The following is a 19,049-nucleotide window of genomic DNA, read 5'->3' on the forward strand; positions in this document are numbered from 1 at the left end:
ACACGATCACTCGGAGTGTCGATGGGGGGTGCCGAACCAGCGGCTCAGCGCGGTCTCCAGTCCGTCGTCCGTGCCCGGGGACGTCCAGGCGACATGGCCGTCGGGGCGCAGCAGCACCGCGTCGGTCCCGGCGAACGGTTCGTAGGAAGGCAGGTCGCGGAAGGCTCCGGTGACGACCTCGAGACGGTCGCTCCAGGCTGCGGCGGCGACGCGGAGCGCGGCGTCTTCGGCGAGATCGAGGAGGACACCGCGCCCCGGGCCGAGCAGCTGGGAGACATGGACCGGGGTGCCGGGGGCTGCGCCCGTGACCACTTCCAGGTCCGGCATCCGCATGCCGAGTGCCGGGTGGGCGCCGCCGCCGACGTCGTAGCGGATGTCGAGACCGCTGGCCTGCCCGATGAGGTGGCGGTTGGGCTCCTCGAAACCGATGAGACGGGTCATCACATCGCGCAGCGGCTGGGTCTCGGACCCACCGAAGAAGAGCATGCCCTGGGCCAGGGTGTTGGTGATCAGGGTCTGGCCCACCTGGTGGCGTTCCTCGTGGTACGTGTCGAGCAGGCCCTCGGGGGCACGTCCCGTGACCACGGCGCCCAGCTTCCAGCCCAGGTTGAAGCTGTCCTGGAGGGATACGTTCATACCCTGTCCGCCGGCGGGCAGATGGATGTGGGCGGCGTCGCCCGCGAGCAGGACGCGCCCCCGCCGGTAGGTGTCCGCGAGGCGTGCGGCGTCGGTGAAGGAGCTGACCCAGTGCGCGGTGGCACCGCTGATGTCCTCGCCGGTCAACTGCTTCCAGGCCGCGGCGACCTCGGCGAACTCCACCGGTTCGGTGCGGTGCTGGGGGCGGGCACCGTGCAGTCGGATGACGATGCGGTTGACGTCCGGGCCCAGGGGCGCGGCGAGCACGATGCCGGCGGGCGAACGCTCGCCGGTGAAGCGAGGGCTGACGGCCGGGCCGCTGATGTCGGCGAGGAGCAGTTCCACGGTGGCGTCCTGACCAGGGAAATCGAATCCGCCGAGGCGGCGCACGGTGGACCGGCCGCCGTCGCACCCCACCAGATAGGCGGCACGCAGCCGTTCGGTGCCGTCCGGGCCTGTGATCTCGGCCTCGACCGCGACGCCGAGGTCGGTCAGTGCGGTCAGTTCACGGCCGTACGACACCGTGACGCCAAGGCTCGCGACCCAGTCACGGAGCACCTGTTCGGTGAATCTCTGCGGCACTCCTGAGACGCCGGCGTGCGTGCCGTTGTCGGGGGTGAAATCCAGCGGCAGACTGCCGAAGTGGCCGGCTATGGGGGTGACGACTTCGCCGAAGCGATGGAGCAGTCCGCGTTGGCGGAAGATCTCCATGGTTCGTGCGGTGAAGCCCATGCCGCGGGATTCGCCGGTCGGGCCGTCGAGACGGTCCACGAGGACGACTTCGGCGCCCGCCAGGCGAAGCTCTCCGGCCAGCATCAGTCCGGCCGGACCGGCGCCCACAACGATGACGGACGTACCCATCTTTCTCCCTCGCGTTGATGCCGAGCTCTCGCCTCAACCATCACGGAGGACAGCGAGCAGGCTCAATAGCTTCCAGTACAGAGCTTGGTCAGCTTGCTTCAAATGTCCGAAAAAACGCATCCGCCGGCGGCAGCTGGGCGTCAACGATGGGATTGCCCGCCCCGGTTGTCGAAATCACAGGAGAGTCACCATGACCGTCAGCAGTGCCCCGTTGCCCCGCATGGACCGACCGGACGCTGAGATCGTGCTCGTGAGCCGCCGGTTCGTCGGAGATCGGGACCGCCAGAAGGCGGCCGTGGAAAGCATCATGAAACAATGGGCAAGCTTTTCCCTGCCTGCCGAGTTCCGGTCGCTCAGCTGTTTCGAAAGCGTCGACGGCGAACATGTGATGACCATTTCCCAGTGGTCTGACGAGTCGTCGTTCGATGAATTCTCCAAGGCCCATCCGCCGCAGCCGATCCCCGGTCTGGAGACCCAGGCGGACGTCGGCCGCCTGTGCCCCCAGGTGTTTCGCCGCTATCGGAGCAACACCTCAGGGGGCACGCAGGACGCCGTGTGTGTGGTCACCCCGGTCTTCGACGTGGACGGTCCTGAGCGGCAGCGACAGGCGGTGGACGCGCTTCTCGACGGGCCACTGGGCGAGCCGTTTCCCGGACTGAAGGCGATGCACTTCCATCTGAGCACCGACGGAGTACACGTCCTCAACTACGCCGAGTGGACCTCGGCGGACGCCCACCGGGCCTTCCTCGAAAGCGACTTGTCCAGCCGGGCCTACACCACACTGCAGGGGCTCGGTGGAGTGCGCGGCCTCGGCGGCAAGTGCTATGTGCTGCACCACCAGCTGACCGGCCCCGCCTCCTGAGCCCTGGCCGCCCGGCCGCCGGACACCGGCTGACATGGTGTCCGGCGGCCGGGCGGCCCGTCATGGTTCGGGCCGGAGCTCACCGTGCCACGGCGTGAGGAGCCCGGCCCTCAGCGCCTCGGCAGCGGTCGGTGCGGACGCGTCCTTGTCGGACATCAGAGGCGGCTCGGTCAGCCCCCACGGCAGATCGAGCTCCGGGTCGAGCGGGTTGATGTCGACCTGGGTGCCGGGGACGTGCGCGGTGGAGAGGACGTAACACACACAGGCGTCGTCGGTGAGGGTGAGAAATCCGTGCCCGACGCCTTCGGGCACGAAGACCGATACGCCGGTGTCAGCGTCCAGGACGTTGCTGACGTGTCTGCCGTAGGCCGGAGAGCCGATCCGTAAATCGACCAGAATATCCCTGACCGTCCCTCGCACACTCGTGACAATCTTCGCCTGACCGGGTGGAGTGGTCACGCTGTGGATTCCGCGCAAGGTATTCCGGCGCGAGACCGAGTAATTGATCTGCTTGGGAGCGAACGGACGTCCGAGGTCCTGTTCCAGATCGTCCACTCGAAGCGCCTCGTAGAAGGATCCCCGTGCGTCACGGATGTGCTCGGGCGTTATACGGAACACCCCGGGTATGTCCAGCTCGGTAAAACGCACATCAGCTCCGGAGGTCATATATGTCGATCTCCTCCCGCAGTCGGCCACAAGCCGGTGCGGCTCAGTCGCCGACCGCACCCAGGAAGAAGCCCTCGAGCTCGGCGGGAAAGACTCCCGAGGTGCCTGCGGCGCGGACGAATTCGGTGGTCAGCGCGGTGAGTTCAGCCACACCCCGCTCACCGAGGTGTTCATAGGGGGCGCGGTCCCTGCGGTCCGTGTCCTCCTCGAGTGCGAGGCGCATCCGGCGCCCCTGTTCGGTGAGAGAACCGTCGGCAGCCATCAGAGCGCGCTCACGCAGCCGGTCCTCGGCCTGGGACCAGTCCTCGGCCGTCCAGCCGCGCTTGGTCATCACGACCTCGCGGGGCATGCCGTCGTCGCTCGCGCTGTGCGAGACCAGGGCTTCCAGGCCGTCCAGACCCGCGGCGCCGAGTGCGGCGACGTGGCTGTCCCCCCGGTGCTCACGCAATGCGGTCGCGGCGTACCACAGCGCCAGATGCGGTTCCCGCGGGACAGGCTGGTCGGCGTGGGCCGCGTAGAGGGGCCGTCCTGGTCGGACGCCCGCCTCGGCCGCGCGCAGAGCCAGCCCAGCCGCTTCCCTCATCGCACGGGAGTCGACGATCCGCTCTCCCAGGACCCGTCGCAGCGTGGTGTCGGCCGCCCGCAGCCTGGCGGCCAGTGCCTCCTGCGGGGACACGACATCCCATACGGCCGGGAGGTGCCGGTCCACCATGGTGTGCTGGAAGCTGTAGAAGGTGGCCGTGACGACGCCCGGCCCGACCCGGCCGAGGGCCGCGGACCGGCCGGCCAGGTAGCGCCCCATCGCGTCGTCCAGCCCTCGGCCCGACAGTTCCTTGTCGAAGTCGGGGCTGAAGTACACCGTGGAGTGCAGGATGTTCAGCAGGTGGTGGCAGTGTCTGAGCGCCTGCCCGGACAGGGGTGACATGGGTGAGGACTCTCTTTCCCGCAGCGCTGCTTCGGTCATGACAGGTCGGCCGGGCTCACTCCCGCGGTCCACACGACATGGAACGTCCAGTCACTGAAGCGCCAGCCGTCGTCGGTTCGCACGGCCTCCCCCAGGTAGTGGCCGCCGATCGAGAAGAGCTGCCCGGGATCCGTCCGCGCGGCCCGGCGCACCTCGGGTCGGTGGACGTGGACGGCCACCATGTGGAACCGCACGTCCGCCCGGTCACCGTCGAGCACTATGCCGTGGTTCCCGCTGAGATGATGGGTCGCGGTGAACTTCTGCTTCGCCTCGCGGTGGAACTCCGCCAGGCCCGCCCATCCGGTGTGGCCGCCTATCGGGAAGGTGAGCCGGCAGTCCTCGGTGAAGATCCGCCGGGGCCAGTCCCCCTCGACGCCGCTCTCGTCCTGGGTGTCCAGGAGGATGGTGTAGCTGTCGATGAGCTCAGATATCTGGGCCCGGTCGACCAGATTCCGTAGCTGCTCCTTCAGGTCAGGTCCGGCTGTCTCTGTCACGGGTGCCGTCATGGCGTTTCCTCGCATACGGTCATCGACAAGCGGTACGTGAGCGCTTGTGCGGGTGTGTGGCGCGGGCCTGGCACGGCGCGGTCCCCCACCACTTCAGCTGCCTGAGGCAGGACCTGGCAGCCGCTTCGCTGCCGTCCGGGCTCGTCGGCGCGTCGTCGGAGCCGAACCGCGTCCGGGCGTTGCGGAGGCTGAGCGCGTCGCGCACGGTGGCGGCATGCTCCTCGGTGAAGACCTGCCGCAGGTGATCGGTGGCCCGCAGTCCGCGGCGGGACGGGCGCCGAGGCGCTCGCGGATCGCCTGGATCTCGGGCGCGGGCCGCCGGGCGCGGGCCGGCAGCTGCAGCGGCGACGAGAGTCCACCAGGTCGAGGCCACGCCCTCGTGCCTCTCGGCCTGCCTGACGGACCAGTTGGCCGCCTTCGCGCCCGAAACGGCCGTCACGCACGCTCCCGACGAGCAGGGCGAGCTTGATGGGTTTTCCAGTCATGGGAGGTCTCTCTTGCGAGCGCAGGGAACGAAGGCGATGAGGGTGCCGGGAACTCACATCGACCTGTAGGAGCCAGTGCGCCGGACACTGGAGACAACCCTCTTCGGCCCCGCCGAGGGAGGCAATCGAGTTGACGAGGAGTTGAAGACCGTGTCGGACACTTGACATGCGTGCGTGCTAGGCGGCGGTGCGCCAGCTGCGCGGCAGGTGGCGCACCGCCGACTTCGCGGGGCCGGACCAGCGCGCGACGGCCCGCGGACGCTCGGCGGGCGGCTCCGAGCCGGCCGTTCCGCACGCCAGGAGTACCGCGGTGAGCGCGGCCAGTTCGGCGGCGTCGGGGTTGCCCTTCTCGATCCGGAAGAACACCTCGGACAGGGTGAGGGGGTCACTCATGGCGGGCCTTTCCGTCACTGGGGTGGGTTGCCGTGCTTGCGGGAGGGCAGGTCGGCGTGCTTGGCACGGAGCATGTCCAGCGAGCGGATCAGCACCGAGCGGGTCTCGCGCGGGTCGATGACGTCGTCGATCAGGCCGCGCTCAGCCGCGTAGTACGGGTGCATGAGCTCGTCCTTGTACTCCGCGATGCGCTGCTGCCGTACGGCCTCGGGGTCCTGCGCGGCATTGATCTCACGGCGGAAGACGACGTTGGCCGCGCCCTCCGCACCCATCACCGCGATCTCGTTGGTGGGCCAGGCAAGGGCGAGGTCGGCGCCGATGGAGCGGGAGTCCATCACGATGTAGGCGCCGCCGTATGCCTTGCGCAGGACCAGTGAGACCCGCGGCACGGTGGCGTTGCAGTACGCGTACAGGAGCTTGGCACCGCGCCGGATGATGCCGTCGTGCTCCTGATCCACACCCGGCAGGAAGCCAGGCACGTCGACCAGGGTGACCAGCGGGATGTTGAAGGAATCGCAGAACTGGACGAACCGGGCCCCTTTCTCCGATGCCTTGATGTCGAGGACCCCTGCCATGGAGACGGGCTGGTTGGCGACGATGCCGACGACATGGCCGTCCAGGCGGGTCAGCGCGCAGACCAGGTTGGTGGCCCAGGCCGCGTGCACCTCGAAGTACTCGCCGTCGTCGACGACTTCCTCGATGACCTCGCGGATGTCGTATGCCTGTCCCGAGCCGGCCGGGACCAGGTCGAGAAGGGAGTCGTTGAGCCGGTCGACCGGATCGCCGGAGCGTTCGACCGGCGACAGCTCACGATTGTTGGCCGGCAGCAGCGAGAGCAGGTAGCGCACGTCCTCGATGCACTGCTCCTCGTCGTCGTACACGAAGTGCGAGACGCCCGAGGTGGCCGCGTGGACGTCCGCGCCGCCGAGGCCGTTCTGGCTGATCTCCTCACCGGTGACGGCCTTGACGACGTCAGGACCGGTGATGAACATCTGCGAGGTGTCGCGGACCATGAACACGAAGTCCGTCAGGGCGGGGCTGTAGGCGGCCCCGCCCGCGCAGGGACCGAGCATGACGCTGATCTGCGGTATGACGCCGGATGCCCTGGTGTTGCGCCGGAAGATACCGCCGTAGCCGGCGAGGGCCGTGACACCCTCCTGAATCCGGGCACCCGCGCCGTCGTTGAGGCTGACAAGGGGCGCGCCGGCCGCCTCTGCGAGATCCTGGATCTTGTGGATCTTCTCGGCGTGGGCTTCGCCGAGGGCGCCTCCGAAGATCCGGAAGTCGTGGGCGTACACGAAGACCGTACGGCCGTGTACGGAGCCCCAGCCGGTCATCACGCCGTCGCTGTAGGGCTTCTTGTGTTCCAGGCCGAAGCCGCTGGCGCGGTGCCGGCGCAGCGGCTCCACCTCGTTGAAGGAACCCTTGTCGAGGAGCAGTTGGATCCGCTCGTGCGCGGTCAGCTTGCCCTTGGCGTGCTGGCGCTCGGTGGCGACCCGGTCACCGCTGCGCGCCGATTCCTTGATCTCGACGAGTTCGTCGACGCGGTTTCGGATCGTGTCGTCTGTTGCGGGCATAGGCGTGCCACTCTCTTCTCGTGGTTCGGTGGATACGGCATCGGCCGCCGGGCTCGGCTCCGGGTCCGGGTTTCGGGGCTCAGCCGGCGGTGGCCACGGGAGTCAGTGCGTCGGCGGTCAGGGCGAGTTGGCGGGTGGTGGCGGTGGCATGGACGCGGGCGCCCGGCAGGATCCGGCGGACCAGGCCGCCGAGCACGAGACCGGGGCCGATCTCGACGAAGCGCTTGGTGCCCGTCGCGGCGAGCAGCCGCACGGCTCCGCTCCAGCGCACCTGCTGGGTGAGCTGTTCGCGCAGGGCGACGACGACCTCGGCCGCGGTGGAGAGCCGGGTGCCGGTGACGCTGGAGACGAACGGGATCCGCGGGTCGCGCAACTCGGTGGCGATCAGCGCCTCGGTGAACTCCGCCTCGATGGGGCGCAGCAGGCTGGAGTGACACGGGCCACCGGTGTTCAGCCCGACCACCCGTTCGGCCCCGGCGGCGAGGGCCGCGTCCTTCAGGTGGGCGACGGCCTCGGCATCGCCGGACACCAGCGTGTGGTCGGGCCCGTGGTCGCCGCCGACCTCGACGGTCCGCCCGGTGGCGGCGGCCGAGGCTGCGCACAATCGGGCCACCTCGGCGCCGGGCAGGCCGAGAACGCCGGCTGCGCCGCCCGGCACCCGGTCGTTGACGGTGGCGACCAGTTCGCCGCACAGCCGGACGAGCCACAGGGCATCGGTCCAGTGCAGGACACCCGCGGCGACCAGAGCGGTGTACTCGCCGAAACCGTAGCCGGCGACCACATCCGGTTCGACGCCCTTGTCGCGGAGCAGTTCCAGGGTGATGAGGCTGGTCAGGAAGGTGGCCGGCTGGGTGACCGCAGGGTCGTCCAGGTCCCGGGAGGGACCTTCCAGGCACAGCCTCGACAGCGGGATGCCGAGATGTTCGTCGGCAGTGCGGCAGTACGTGTCGGCCAGGTCGGGGCGCTCGGCGAGCACCGCACGGCCCATCCCCACGCGTCGGGCACACGGGCCGGGGAAGATGAAAGCGGTGTCGGTCATCCTGATCGCGTCCTTGTCGTCGGTCACCAGGCGAGTGCCGTGGTGAAAGCCTGGAGTGGCCGCTCAACACCCGGGATGTCAGGGGCGGTCGAGGGATCGGCGGCACCCGTGTCGGCGGCGCACGCACCCGTGCCACCGCCGGCGCCGAGCCACTGCCGCGTCAGCCGACGGACCTTGACCGAGCGCGGCGCCGCCCCGCGCACCGCGACCGCGGCCGCGTGCGCGTCGTCGCAGGGAACGTCGAGCACGGTCCAGCCGGGAGGGTGCCGGGTGGTGTCCGCGCCGAGGTAGTCCTGGGCCGGGGAGCGGCTCAGACCCGTGCCGATCCCCTTGAGGAAGGCCTCCTTACGGGTCCAGATCCGGCCGAAGAGCAGGCTGCGGTGCGCGTCGTCCGCGGCCGCCAGCTCGGCCTGCTCGTCCGGGTGAAGCGCCGCGGTGCACACCTCGACCGCCTCCGGCCGGGGCAGTCCCTCCACATCGACGCCGAGTGGCACCGCCGCCACCCCCACCAGAGCGACCCCGCTGCTGTGCGAGAGGGAGAAGTGCAGGGGCGCGGCCGCCAGTGCGGGGCGGCCGTGTGGCCCGCCGCAGCCGGGGCACGGCTCGCGGACGAACCGTACGTCCTGGGGCGCGGTGCCGGTGTAGCGGCCGAGCAGCCGACGCAGGGCCACATGGGCGGCCGCGTAGAGCAGTCCGTCGGCCGGGCGGATGAAGGAGGCGGCCCTGTGCCGCTCGCCCTCGTCGAGTTCCGAGCAGTCCAGCTCGGCGGCGTGGTCCTCCGGCCGGCGCACCAGCCACAGGTCGAGCCGGTCCGGGGCGACGGTGTACTCCCCGGCCGGGCTGCCGGGCAGCAGGTCCTCGGGGCCGGTGTCCGACAGGGGGAGGCTCGTCATGCCGAAACCGCCGGGCCGTGCTGGTGACCGACCGCGCCGACGGGCCGGTGCCCGGCCTCCTCGCGTGGCCCGAGCTGTCCGGCCAGGCAGTCCACCAGCTCGGCGGCGCTGTTGGCGAGCAGCAGCATCTGCAGGTTCAGCTCGACGTGCAGCGCCGCCTCCATGCGGTGCTGCAGTTCGAGCCCGGCGATGGACCCGATTCCCAGGCTGCTCATCGGGCGGCCCATGGTGTCCACCACGTGCGGGGCGATGCCCAGGACTCGGCCGAGCTCCTGGCGTACATAGCCGTCGAGGATCCGAGTGCGTTCGGCGAGGCCGACCGCGGCCAGGGCAACCCGGTCGGGCACGGTCACCTGGCCGGCGGCCGGGCAGGCGCGGGCGGCCCGCGCCGTACGGTTCGCTGTCATGGTCTTTCCCGAGTCCGGGGGCCGACGAGGTGCGTGGCACGTGCCGGGCACCTCATCGGCCCGGTGTCCTGTCCGGTCTGCCCTCAGGCCTGGTACCGGAGCTTGGCGCGCCCCTCCCGCAGCACCGTGCCCCACCAGGCGAGTTGGTCGAGCAGCACCTTGGCGGCGCCGGCCGGGCCCTCCTCGTCCACCGGCTTGCCGTCCCGGCCGAACCGCTCCCACGCGGTGTGGAAGCTGACGACGTCGCGGACGGTGACGGCGTGCATCTCGGCGTAGACAGGGCGCAGTTGCTCCACGGCACGCAGACCGCCGGACAGGCCGCCGTAGGAGACGAAACCGACCGGCTTGGCACGCCACTGGGTGTAGTGCCAGTCGATGAGGTGCTTGAGCGAGGCCGGGAAGCTGCGGTTGTACTCCGGCGTCACCACCACGAACGCGTCAGCCTCCGCCAGGCGGGGCGACACCTTGGAGAGCGCTTCGGCGGTCTCCGGCGACGGATCGTGCGAGAGGGCGGCCGGCAGCTCGTGGTCCGCCAGGTCGATGACATCGACCGTCATGTCCTCGCGCTGTTTGGCTTGCCCGGCGAACCACTCGCCGACCACTGGCCCGAATCGGCCTTCGCGGACGCTGCCGACGATGACCGCGAGCCTCAGGGGCTCATTCAACATGGTGTTTCCTTTCATCCGGTGAAGTGGGGGCGCCCGGTGGGGCCGCCTTTCGCGGTAGGAGGCCGAAGAGAGCGACGGCCAGGCCGGACAGGCCGACGGTCGCGATCAGCCAGAGCACCGCCGCGGTGCTCACCGGGTAGAGGGCGGCACAGAGGGCGGTCATGAGAGCTGCGCCCAGCTGGACAGTGGTCTGGTAGAGACCCCCGGCCGCCTCCTGCCGGCCGTCCGGTACGGCGCCGGTGGCCTGTACGTGGAAGGCGGTGAAGGCGAGGACGAAGGCGGCGCCGACGAGCAGCATGGTGGGCAGGATGTCGGTGGTGTAGTGCACGGTGGCCGAGCCGTCGCGCGGGTAGAGCAGATAGCCGAGCGGTGCCGCGAGGGCACCGGCCGCGATCAGCCGGGCGGGGCCGAACCGGGCCACGATCCGCCCCGACCAGAGCGCCGTCAGGGCGAGCGGTGCGGCGGCCGGCAGGAAGGCGAGGCCGGTCTGAAGGGGGCTCCATCCGGCCTTCTGCTGCAGGTGCAGGGTGCTGACCAGGAGCAGCCCGAGATACGAGCCGTTGAGCGCGCCGGCACCCAGCGCGGAGCGCACCAGCGCTCCATGCGCGAACAGCTCCAGGGACAACAGGGGCTGCGCGACGGAGAGTTCGACACGGAGGAAGACCGCCGTGAGCAGCGCGGCAAGCACGAACGCACCGATGGTGCGCGGATGGTCCCAGCCGGCGCCCGCGCCGGAGGCGATCGCGTACACCAGCACCAGCGTCGCCCCAGTCAGGCTGAGGGCGCCGGCGGCGTCGTAGCGCCGTGGGGTGCCGGGGTCGGGTCGGTCGCGTGGGATCAGCCTCAGTCCGGCGACGAAGAGCAGCAGGGCCACTGGGGCCGGGGCGGCAAAGGTCCAGCGCCAGCTCAGCTCGGTCAGCGCTCCTGACAGAAGCAGTCCCGCGGAGAAGCCGCTGGCGCCGAAGAGGGAGTAGACGGACAGAGCACGGCTGCGTGCCGGCCCTTCGGGGAACGTGGACGCGATGATGGCGAGCCCGGTCGGCGCGGTGAGAGCCGCGCAGAATCCCTTGACGAAACGGGTGGCGACGAGCAACGCCGCACTGTCGGCGAGCGCGCCCGCCAGGGACGCGGCACCGAACACGAGCAGCGCCGCCAGATAGACGGGTCTGCGGCCCAGGAGCTTCACCGCACGGCCACCGAAGAGCAGCAGACCGCCGAAGCCGACGGCGAACCCGGAGACCACCCAGTGCAGTTGGGAGGCCGCCAAGCCCAGGTCGGCGCCGATGGCGGGCAGCGCCACGAGGGCCACGGAGACTTCGAGAGCGTCGATGAGCATGTTGCCGGCGAGCACGAGCAGCAGCCCCCACAGGCCAGAGCTCAAGCGCCCGTCGGCCGGGGCGGGCCCCGTGCCGCGGGGCGTCGTCGAAAGCGTCATGGTCCCGTTTCGCCGCAGGGATGGTGGAAGGAGTGGTGGGTTGCGAAGGGAGCGTGGCCCGGCCGCGGGCGCAGACGTCCGCAGCCAGCCGGTCGGCGCTGCTGGGGCGGGGCACACGACCCTCCGGGAGCGGGGCGTTCAGCCGAGCAGCGTGCCGCCCGTGGCGTCGATGAAGGAGCCGGTGATCCAGCGAGCCTCGTCGGTGGCGAGGAAGGCCACCACATCGGCGACGTCCTCCGGTTCGCCGACGCGGTTGAAGGCGGACAGCCGTGCCATCTGCTCCACCGCCTCGGGGATGCCGAAGACCGGGTTGTCGTTGCGCGTGATGCCCGGTGCCACGGAGTTGATGGTGATGTTCCGCGGGCCGAGGTACTTCGCGAAGTGCAGCGCGAGCTGGTCGACGGCGCCCTTGGTCATGGCGTAGGCGATCTCGTCCGGGTTCGCGAACCGGGTGAGGCCGGAGGTGATGTTGATGATGCGGCCGCCGTCGGGCATGTTCTTCAGCGCACGCTGGATGAGGAAGAACGGGGCCTTGGCGTTGACCGCGAAGAGCTCGTCGAACTTCTCCGGGGTGGTGTCCTCGGGCTTGACGCCGCCCATCACCCCCGCGTTGTTGACCAGAATGTCCAGGTCGGTGGAGCCGGTGCGCTCCCGTAGGCCACGCTCCAGACCGAGGAAGAGTTCGTGCACATCGCCGGGGACGCCGAGTTCAGCACGGACGGTGAAGGCCCGGCCGCCGTCCTTTTCGATCTCGGTGACGACCTCGTCGGCCGCGTCCTTGCGCGCCGTGTAGTGGACGGCGACGAGCGCGCCCTCCCGCGCGAGGCGTAGCGCGGCCGCCCGGCCCATTCCTCGGCTGGAGCCCGTGACCAGGGCGGTCTTGCCCTTGAGCCTGTTCATGTCTGTTCTCCACTTCTTCGCCGTGTTCTTCGCCGTGTTCTTCGCCGTCGCTGTGGCCGGCGAGGTGTTGTTCGCCCTTGCTGCCGCCGGCCCGGCCGCCGGCGCTCCAAACCAGCGCTTCAGCGCCTGCTCCAGCTCCGCTCCCGGGGCGTCGGCCCAAACGACGTATCCGTCCGGGCGCACCAGGAAGGCGCCGGTGAGCGGTGCCTCGGCGCCGGAGTACGAGCCGGCGGTCACCGTGCGCACCGGTCCCGCCCAGGGCGCGGCGACCGCGCGCAGCTCCTCGCGCCGAGCCTCGTCGCCGGGTAGCAGGAGCAGCACGCCGCGCCCGGAGCGCAGCGTCGCCGTGCTGGTGAGGGCTCCCTCGTCGGTGGTGAGCCGCCAGTGCGGCAACCGGCTCCCGAGCAGGGGGTGTTCGCCGGGCCCCACCTCATAGCGGATGTCGAGGCCGGAGATCGCTCCGGCCAGGTGGGTCCGTACGTCCTCGCTCCGGCCGGCCAGTTCGGCGAGGACCTGCCGGACCGGCTCGACTTCGGCCGAACCAAGCAGCAGCAACGCCTGGGCCCTGATGTTTCCGAGGACCTTCCGGCCGACGGCGTGCCGTTCGCTGTGGTAGCTGTCCAGCAGGCCGTCCGGGCCCCGCCCGGCCACCTGTGCGGCCAGCTTCCAGCCGAGGTTGACGGCGTCCTGCAGACCGAGGTTGAGGGCCTGGCCACCGATCGGCATCTGCTGGTGGGCCGCGTCGCCCGCGAGGAAGAGCCGGTGGTCGCGGTAGTGGTCCGCCTGCCGTGAGGCGTCACCGAAGGAGTTCACCCACAGCGGGGTGCCACCGCCGATGTCCTCCCCGGTGACGCGCTTCCAGGCCTCCGTGATGTCCGCGAACCCGGGCTGCCCCGTTCTTGGTCGGACTCCGAACTCGTGCACCATCACCCGGGTCACTCCGTCGCGACGTCGGGCGGCGATGGCGAGTCCACCGTCGAGCCGCTCGAAGCGGCGGTTCGGGATGTCGATGCCCGCCACGTCGGCGCGCAGGAGTTCACGTTCCGCGTCGGCACCGGGGAAGCCGAAGCCTCCCAGGCGGCGCACGATGCTGTTCTCGCCGTCACAGCCGACGACGCACTGGGCGCGGAAGTACGCCGTTGTCCCCTCCGCGGTGCGCACTTCGGCCTCGGCGTGGTCCCCGGTCACGGTCAGGCCGGTCACCTCGTGACCACGCCTGATGTCCGCGCCCAGGTCGCTCGCCCACTGTCCGAGCAGCTCCTCCATGCGGGTCTGTGGGACCTTCCACTGGCCCGGGTAGGGACTGGGCAGGGTGAGGTCGAGCGGTATCCCTCCGAAGTGGCCCATCGGCTCGTTCGGCAGGTCGCCGAGCGGCGTGAGCAGGCCGCGGCTGTCGAGGATCTCCATGGTGCGGGCGTGCAGCGTGGAGGCCCGCGACTCGGTGGTCGGCGCGGTGAGCTGCTCGAGGACCACCACGTCCGCGCCGGCGAGCCGGAGCTCACCCGCGAGGAACAGCCCGACCGGGCCCGCGCCGACCACGACCACCTGGGTCTCGGTGGGGTCCCCGGTCATGGTCAGGCCCGCGCTTCCGCGTAGTCCTTGGCGTGCCCCAGGGTCGCGCGGCTGTTGGTGGACAGGGCGCTCCTGACGTACTCCTTGGCGTGCTCAACGGTCGCGTCGGGGCCGAGGATCCTGGTGATGTTGTCGGTGTTGATCGTGACGGTGTGCTGGGAGGAGGCGGCGACGCCCGCGTCGTTCTCGGCGAAGGTCCAGTAGCCGGTGTGCAGGGTCATCAGCGCCGGCAGTGTCACCTGCTTGTAGGCGATCTTCTCGTGCGGGAAGGTCACCCGGTACGACTTGGTGGTGTGCACCGACCCGTCCTTGGCGCGCGTGTCCATCTCCAGCTCCTGCAGGCCGGGGGTGGACTCCTCGAAGCGGACGGTGGCCACGTGCGGCAGCCGCTCGGGCCAGGCCTGCGCGTCGTTGATGAAGTCGAAGACGTCCTTGGCCGATCCGTTGACCTGGACCGTGTCCTCGAACGAGAAGGTCAGGTCCTCGGCGGCGTGCGCGGCCTCGACGTTGTTCTTCAGTGCGGCCAGCTCGGAGCGGGAGTTGCGGTCGACCGCCTCGTCGATCCACTCCAGGCTCCTGGGGTCGTCGTCGATGGCCCGGTAGTCGTGCAGGAGCCGGACCCGGGACTCCCCCGCGGAGACGGGCTCGATGATCCAAGTGCCGCCCATGGCGGCGACGGGGGGTGCGGAGACCTCCTGGCGGAAGGTGATCCGCAGCTGCTCCAGGTCCAGGGTTCGGTGCGAAGTCCAGTTCTTGGCCTCGCCGTTGGCGGTGGCCCAGATGCGGATGCGCTCGGTGCCCTCGCCCTGGGCCTCACGTTCGACGTAGATGGTCGGCGGGAAGATCCGCGGCCAGTTGCGTACGTCCGCGATCAGCCGGTACACGGCGGCGGCCGGAGCGGCGACCGTGATCTCGTGCTCCACCTCACGCAGGCCGGGCTGCGACATGCTGTTGCTCCTCGGTTTCGGGGATCGGGTTCGGGCGGGCGGGCCGGACGTGTGTGCTCGGCCCCGTTCGGCTCAGAAGTTGCCGAGGCCACCGCAGACGTTGAGGGCCTGCGAGGTGATGGAGGCGGCGGTGTCGGAGGCGAGATAGCCGACCAGACCCGCCACTTCCTCGGGAGTCGAGTAACGGCCGAGCGGAATCTTCGACCGGAACTTGTCGTGGATCGCCTCCTCGGTGGTGTCGTACGCGGCCGCGTAGCCCTGGCGGACCCGCTGCGCCATCGGCGTCTCGACATAACCGGGGCACACCGCGTTCACGGTGATGCCGGTCGGGGCCAGCTCGTTGCCGAGGGCCTTGGTGAAGCCGACGACGCCGTGCTTGGAGGCCGAGTAGGGGGCGCCGAGGACGACACCCTGCTTGCCTGCGGTGGAGGCGATGTTGATGATGCGGCCGCGGTCCTTGGCGCGCAGTCCGCCGGTGGTGAGCACCTCGCGGGTCAGCCGGAAGACGCTGTTGAGGTTGGTGTCGATGACGTCGTCCCACAGTTCGTCGGTGATGTCGGCGGTGACCCCGCCACCACTGCGCCCCGCGTTGTTGACCAGCACGTCGACGGTGCCGAAGCGGTCGACCGCGGCCTGCACGAACACGCGGGCGTCGTCCGTCGAGCGGACGTCGAGCGTGGTGCCGTCGACGTCGAGTCCCTCGTCCCGAAGCTGTTTGACGGTCTCGCCGACGTTGTCGGCACTGCGGGCGCCGATGAACACCCGGTGGTTCTGGCGGGCCAGAAGCCGGGCGACGGCGAGCCCGATTCCGCTGGTGCCACCCGTGACGAGGGCGACCCTGTTGTCCTGCTGCGACATGTGTCAGTTCTCCATGAGCGAAGGGGTTTGGCGTACGCGCCCGCCGGGCCGGCTCCGGCGCGGCAGCCGTGACGGCGGGTACGTGCGAGCCTCCGGGCGGGCCTCCGGGCGGGCCTCCGGGCGGGCCGGGGACCCTGCCCGTCAGGGGGCGACGAGACCCTTGAGGTGGGCGTTGATCGCTGCCACCAGGGCCCGCGGCGTGCGGTTGTCGGTGAAGATGTCGTCGTCGAGGGATATGCCGTACTCGCGCTCTATTCGCCCACCGGTCTCCAGGAGAGCGAGGGACTCGTAGCCCAGCTCCTCGAAGTCCGTGTCGAGGATGTCGCCGTCGAGGTCGACGCCCTCGTCGGCACCGGCGCCCTCGAGCAGAATGCGCTTGAGGGCCGTGATGGTGAATTCCTGCTCGGACATAGGGGTCCCTTTCTTGGTTGCCGCACCGGCTGCACGGGTGCGGAGCGGTGAAGTACCCGTCGCCCGGGCAACTGGACGGGCGGCGGGGACGGACGGAAGGTCAGTCGGCTGCGCGGACGACGACGGCGGAGTTGAAGCCACCGACACCGCGGGCAAGCACCAGGGCGGTGCGCACCGACGCGGTGCGGGGCTGGCCCGTCACCAGGTCGAGGTCGTACTCGGGCGACAGCTCGACATTGGTGGTCGGCGGGATCAGACCCTCGCGGATCGTCAGGACGGCGGAGACGACGTCGACCGGGGCGGAGCCGGAGTAGAGGCGGCCGATCATCGTCTTGGGCGCGGTGACCGGGACCCCGGACGGCCCGAAGACCGCGGTGAGCGCGTCGGCCTCCTGACGGTCCAGATCCGGGCTGCCGGCGGCGTCGGCGAAAACCACGTCGACGTCACCGGCCTGGACGCCGGCGTCGGCGAGCGCCACCTCGATCGCGCGGCGCAGCCCCGGCTCACGGCCGCTTCCGGGCTTCGGGTCGAAGGTCGAGCCGTAACCGGCGACCTCGCCGTAGATGTTCTGAGCGCCCCGCTCGCGGGCGGTCCGCAGGTCCTCAAGGATGAGGAGCGCACCGCCCTCGCCCGGCACATAACCGTTCGCGTCCGCGTCGAAGGGCAGATAGGCGCGCTCGGGTTCGTCGCTGGTGGAGAGCCGCCCGCCGGCGACCTGGGCGACCCAGCCCCAGGGACAGATCGAGGCGTCGAAGCCGCCGGAGAAGATCAGCTTGCTGCCCTTGCGGATCTGACGGCGCGCCTGGGCGATGGCGTCGAGGCCGCCTGCGTGGTCGCTGACGACCACACCGCTGGGGCCTTTCATGCCGTTACGGATGGAGATCTGGCCGCTGTTGACGGCGTAGAACCAGGCGAAGGACTGGTACGCGCTGACGTACTGGCTGCCCTGGCTCCACAACTTCTTCAGCTCGTTCTGGCCGAACTCGAAACCGCCCGAGGTGGAGGCGGTGACGACGCCCATGTCGAACTCCGGGATGTTGCCGGGCTCGACCCCCGCGTCCTCGAAGGCGCAGTCGGCGGCGACCAGGGCGAGCTGGGTCATCCGGTCGGTCTGCGGGATGAGCCGGCTGGGCAGGTGCTCCGAGACCTCGAAGCCACGGATCTCGCCGGCCAGCCGCGCGGGGTAGGACGAGGGGTCGAAGCGGGTGACGCGGCCGATGGCGTTCTTGCCGACCCTCGTGGCGGCCCAGAACTCGTCCACGCCGAGTCCGTTGGCCGTCGCGACGCCGATGCCGGTGATGACTGTCCGGGCGCTCATGCCGCGCTCCTCTCGGGTCGGGCCAGCACCATCGCGCTCTGGAACCCGCCGAATCCGCTGCCGACGGTCAGGATCGCGTCGGTCCGCTGCTCACGCGCGGTGAGCGGCACGTAGTCCAGATCGCACTCGGGGTCGGGCGTGTGCAGGTTCGCGGTGGGTGGCACCACGTGGTGCTCCATCGCCAGGACGGACGCGGCGATCTCGATGGAGCCGATCGCGCCGAGCGAGTGGCCCACCATCGACTTGATGGAGCTCACCGGTGTGCGGTACGCGTGGTCGCCGAGGCTCAGCTTGAACGCGGCGGTCTCGTGCCTGTCGTTCTGCTTGGTGCCGGAGCCGTGTGCGTTGATGTAGTCGATCTGATCGCCGTTCATCCGTGCCTCGCCGAGGGCGACGTTGATGGCTTCGGACATCTCGCGTCCGTCCGGGCGCAGACCTGTCATGTGAAAGGCGTTGCAGCGCGAGGCGTAGCCGGCGATCTCGGCGTAGATGTGTGCCCCCCGCCGCTGTGCGCTCGCCAGCTCCTCCAGGACGAAGACGGCGCTGCCCTCTCCCAGCACGAAGCCGTTGCGGGTGCCGTCGAAGGGCCGTGAGGCGTGCTCGGGGTCGTCGTTGCGCGGCGTGGTGGCCTTGATCGCGTCGAAGCACGCCATGGTGATCGGCGAGATCGGGGCGTCCGTCGCGCCGGCGATCATCACGTCGGCGGTGCCCTCGCGGATCAGCTCGACGGCGTGGCCGACCGAGTCGAGGCCGGAGGTGCAGCCGGTGGACACCACCGTGGCCGGGCCCTCGGCGCCGACCGCCCAGGCCACCTCGGCCGAGAAGGAGCTGGGCACGAAGTAGTTGTAGAGGTGCTGCGGCGCGTAGGTGTGGTCGACCAGGTCGAGTGCGCCTGCGTCGCTGACCACGCGGTACTCGTCGTCGAGTCCGGTGGTGGCGCCGACCGCGCTGCCGATGGTGACTCCGGCTCGGTGCGGGTCGAAGCCGGCGAGATCGAGTCCGCTGTCGGCCAGGGCCTCACGCGCGGTGACCACGGCGAACTGTGCGGCACGGTCCATGCGGCGGATCTCCTGCGGAGTCAGACCGTGCAGGGAGGGGTCGAAGTCGGCCTCGGCCGCGACTCTGGAACGGAAGGAGGAGGGGTCGAAGAAGGTGATCCCCCTGGTCGCAGTGCGTCCTTCGCTCAGCAGACTCCAGAAGTCCTTGACGCCGATACCGCCCGGCGCGAGCACTCCCACTCCTGTGATTACTACCCGGCGGCCCACTAGCGGTGGCCTCCCATCGTGTCGGCGGAGGACGGCTTCACTGAGCGGCCGTCCAGTTGTAGAAGCGCGTGGCCATGGCATCGGCGGGCGAGCGCCAGGTCGCAGGGGCGTACGCCTCGATGAACGGCTTGAGGTCCTGGCTGATCTGCACGAACCGCGGGTCCGTCTTGGCCTCCTCGATCAGCTCGCCGCCGTTCTCGCCGTCGAAGTCCTGCAAGTGGAAGTACAGGCCTTGGTACGAGAACAGCTGGCGGCGCCGGGTGCCCATGCGATGCGGCATCTCGGTCCGGTCGAACTCGCTGAACAGCCGGGCCACTTCGACGCTGGACTCCACGTCCATCCGGGCCACGATCAGGGTGCTGTGCATGTCTTCTCTCTCTTCCGTG

The 19,049-nt window shown here is 70.2% G+C and carries 19 protein-coding genes; 1 reads left to right on the forward strand and 18 read right to left on the reverse strand.

Annotated features, from left to right (window positions below):
• Positions 1-6: 6 nt before the first annotated feature.
• On the reverse strand, positions 7-1,497 hold the full coding sequence (locus ACZ6BB_RS20860; RefSeq protein ID WP_471616641.1) for an FAD-dependent monooxygenase: 1,491 nt from the start codon (positions 1,495-1,497) through the stop codon (positions 7-9).
• 190 nt (positions 1,498-1,687) lie between these two features.
• Between ACZ6BB_RS20860 and ACZ6BB_RS20865 the strand changes: the two genes are divergently transcribed.
• Entirely contained in the window at positions 1,688-2,359 is a 672-nt protein-coding gene (locus ACZ6BB_RS20865; RefSeq protein WP_471616642.1) for a hypothetical protein, read from the forward strand.
• A 60-nt stretch (positions 2,360-2,419) separates the two neighbouring features.
• On the opposite strand, the gene ACZ6BB_RS20870 is transcribed toward ACZ6BB_RS20865, so the two are convergent.
• The 17 genes from ACZ6BB_RS20870 to ACZ6BB_RS20950 all read right to left on the reverse strand — a co-directional run bounded on the left by ACZ6BB_RS20870 (position 2,420) and on the right by ACZ6BB_RS20950 (position 19,030).
• Entirely contained in the window at positions 2,420-3,025 is a 606-nt protein-coding gene (locus tag ACZ6BB_RS20870) for a dTDP-4-dehydrorhamnose 3,5-epimerase family protein (protein ID WP_471616643.1), read from the reverse strand.
• A 43-nt stretch (positions 3,026-3,068) separates the two neighbouring features.
• Entirely contained in the window at positions 3,069-3,950 is an 882-nt protein-coding gene (locus ACZ6BB_RS20875; RefSeq protein WP_471616644.1) for an SCO6745 family protein, read from the reverse strand.
• A gap of 35 nt (positions 3,951-3,985) precedes the next feature.
• The gene (locus tag ACZ6BB_RS20880) at positions 3,986-4,483 is read right to left on the reverse strand and encodes a nuclear transport factor 2 family protein (protein ID WP_471616645.1); all 498 of its coding nucleotides are present in this window, start codon (positions 4,481-4,483) and stop codon (positions 3,986-3,988) included.
• Positions 4,484-5,157: 674 nt separating this feature from the next.
• Positions 5,158-5,373: an acyl-CoA carboxylase epsilon subunit gene (locus ACZ6BB_RS20885; RefSeq protein WP_471616646.1), complete on the reverse strand. Its 216-nt coding sequence runs from the start codon at positions 5,371-5,373 to the stop codon at positions 5,158-5,160.
• Positions 5,374-5,387: 14 nt separating this feature from the next.
• Positions 5,388-6,950 (reverse strand): acyl-CoA carboxylase subunit beta, encoded by a 1,563-nt coding sequence (locus ACZ6BB_RS20890; RefSeq protein ID WP_471616647.1) that lies wholly within the window; start codon positions 6,948-6,950, stop codon positions 5,388-5,390.
• A gap of 79 nt (positions 6,951-7,029) precedes the next feature.
• Positions 7,030-8,016, reverse strand: coding sequence for an ACP S-malonyltransferase (locus ACZ6BB_RS20895; RefSeq protein WP_471616648.1), 987 nt, complete (start codon positions 8,014-8,016; stop codon positions 7,030-7,032).
• Positions 8,013-8,882: a 4'-phosphopantetheinyl transferase family protein gene (locus ACZ6BB_RS20900; protein ID WP_471616649.1), complete on the reverse strand. Its 870-nt coding sequence runs from the start codon at positions 8,880-8,882 to the stop codon at positions 8,013-8,015. Before ACZ6BB_RS20900 ends, ACZ6BB_RS20895 begins: the two co-directional genes overlap by 4 nt.
• Complete coding sequence (locus ACZ6BB_RS20905) at positions 8,879-9,289, reverse strand: acyl carrier protein (protein WP_471616650.1); 411 nt, start codon at positions 9,287-9,289, stop codon at positions 8,879-8,881. Before ACZ6BB_RS20905 ends, ACZ6BB_RS20900 begins: the two co-directional genes overlap by 4 nt.
• An 83-nt stretch (positions 9,290-9,372) precedes the next feature.
• Positions 9,373-9,957, reverse strand: coding sequence for an NADPH-dependent FMN reductase (locus ACZ6BB_RS20910; RefSeq protein WP_471616651.1), 585 nt, complete (start codon positions 9,955-9,957; stop codon positions 9,373-9,375).
• Positions 9,947-11,338, reverse strand: a complete 1,392-nt coding sequence (locus ACZ6BB_RS20915) for an MFS transporter (protein ID WP_471616652.1) — start codon at positions 11,336-11,338, stop codon at positions 9,947-9,949. Before ACZ6BB_RS20915 ends, ACZ6BB_RS20910 begins: the two co-directional genes overlap by 11 nt.
• A gap of 192 nt (positions 11,339-11,530) precedes the next feature.
• On the reverse strand, positions 11,531-13,864 hold the full coding sequence (locus ACZ6BB_RS20920) for an SDR family oxidoreductase (protein ID WP_471616653.1): 2,334 nt from the start codon (positions 13,862-13,864) through the stop codon (positions 11,531-11,533).
• Positions 13,865-13,866: 2 nt separating this feature from the next.
• A complete protein-coding gene (locus ACZ6BB_RS20925) occupies positions 13,867-14,811 on the reverse strand; it encodes an aromatase/cyclase (protein WP_471616654.1) in 945 nt (314 codons plus the stop codon).
• A gap of 72 nt (positions 14,812-14,883) precedes the next feature.
• Entirely contained in the window at positions 14,884-15,669 is a 786-nt protein-coding gene (fabG, locus tag ACZ6BB_RS20930; RefSeq protein ID WP_471616655.1) for a 3-oxoacyl-ACP reductase FabG, read from the reverse strand.
• Between the two features lie 141 nt (positions 15,670-15,810).
• Positions 15,811-16,080 (reverse strand): acyl carrier protein, encoded by a 270-nt coding sequence (locus ACZ6BB_RS20935; RefSeq protein ID WP_471616656.1) that lies wholly within the window; start codon positions 16,078-16,080, stop codon positions 15,811-15,813.
• Positions 16,081-16,180: 100 nt separating this feature from the next.
• On the reverse strand, positions 16,181-17,398 hold the full coding sequence (locus ACZ6BB_RS20940) for a ketosynthase chain-length factor (RefSeq protein ID WP_471616657.1): 1,218 nt from the start codon (positions 17,396-17,398) through the stop codon (positions 16,181-16,183).
• Complete coding sequence (locus tag ACZ6BB_RS20945; protein WP_471616658.1) at positions 17,395-18,744, reverse strand: beta-ketoacyl-[acyl-carrier-protein] synthase family protein; 1,350 nt, start codon at positions 18,742-18,744, stop codon at positions 17,395-17,397. Before ACZ6BB_RS20945 ends, ACZ6BB_RS20940 begins: the two co-directional genes overlap by 4 nt.
• Positions 18,701-19,030, reverse strand: a complete 330-nt coding sequence (locus ACZ6BB_RS20950) for a TcmI family type II polyketide cyclase (protein ID WP_471616659.1) — start codon at positions 19,028-19,030, stop codon at positions 18,701-18,703. The genes ACZ6BB_RS20945 and ACZ6BB_RS20950 overlap by 44 nt, the downstream gene beginning before the upstream one ends.
• Positions 19,031-19,049 lie beyond the last annotated feature (19 nt).

This window comes from Streptomyces sp. NPDC041108, assembly GCF_055592645.1.

What these genes read in the sequence shown, in the direction of transcription:
- ACZ6BB_RS20925 (WP_471616654.1), bottom strand. Translation starts at nt 14,811, where the DNA reads ATGTCGCAGCCCGGCCTGCGTGAGGTGGAGCACGAGATCACGGTCGCC.
- ACZ6BB_RS20860 (WP_471616641.1), bottom strand. Translation starts at nt 1,497, where the DNA reads ATGGGTACGTCCGTCATCGTTGTGGGCGCCGGTCCGGCCGGACTGATG.
- ACZ6BB_RS20905 (WP_471616650.1), bottom strand. Translation starts at nt 9,289, where the DNA reads ATGACAGCGAACCGTACGGCGCGGGCCGCCCGCGCCTGCCCGGCCGCC.
- ACZ6BB_RS20920 (WP_471616653.1), bottom strand. Translation starts at nt 13,864, where the DNA reads ATGACCGGGGACCCCACCGAGACCCAGGTGGTCGTGGTCGGCGCGGGC.
- ACZ6BB_RS20900 (WP_471616649.1), bottom strand. Translation starts at nt 8,882, where the DNA reads ATGACGAGCCTCCCCCTGTCGGACACCGGCCCCGAGGACCTGCTGCCC.
- ACZ6BB_RS20950 (WP_471616659.1), bottom strand. Translation starts at nt 19,030, where the DNA reads ATGCACAGCACCCTGATCGTGGCCCGGATGGACGTGGAGTCCAGCGTC.
- ACZ6BB_RS20875 (WP_471616644.1), bottom strand. Translation starts at nt 3,950, where the DNA reads ATGTCACCCCTGTCCGGGCAGGCGCTCAGACACTGCCACCACCTGCTG.
- ACZ6BB_RS20865 (WP_471616642.1), top strand. Translation starts at nt 1,688, where the DNA reads ATGACCGTCAGCAGTGCCCCGTTGCCCCGCATGGACCGACCGGACGCT.
- ACZ6BB_RS20910 (WP_471616651.1), bottom strand. Translation starts at nt 9,957, where the DNA reads ATGTTGAATGAGCCCCTGAGGCTCGCGGTCATCGTCGGCAGCGTCCGC.
- ACZ6BB_RS20940 (WP_471616657.1), bottom strand. Translation starts at nt 17,398, where the DNA reads ATGAGCGCCCGGACAGTCATCACCGGCATCGGCGTCGCGACGGCCAAC.
- ACZ6BB_RS20935 (WP_471616656.1), bottom strand. Translation starts at nt 16,080, where the DNA reads ATGTCCGAGCAGGAATTCACCATCACGGCCCTCAAGCGCATTCTGCTC.
- fabG (WP_471616655.1), bottom strand. Translation starts at nt 15,669, where the DNA reads ATGTCGCAGCAGGACAACAGGGTCGCCCTCGTCACGGGTGGCACCAGC.
- ACZ6BB_RS20885 (WP_471616646.1), bottom strand. Translation starts at nt 5,373, where the DNA reads ATGAGTGACCCCCTCACCCTGTCCGAGGTGTTCTTCCGGATCGAGAAG.
- ACZ6BB_RS20890 (WP_471616647.1), bottom strand. Translation starts at nt 6,950, where the DNA reads ATGCCCGCAACAGACGACACGATCCGAAACCGCGTCGACGAACTCGTC.
- ACZ6BB_RS20870 (WP_471616643.1), bottom strand. Translation starts at nt 3,025, where the DNA reads ATGACCTCCGGAGCTGATGTGCGTTTTACCGAGCTGGACATACCCGGG.
- ACZ6BB_RS20945 (WP_471616658.1), bottom strand. Translation starts at nt 18,744, where the DNA reads ATGCCATGGCCACGCGCTTCTACAACTGGACGGCCGCTCAGTGAAGCC.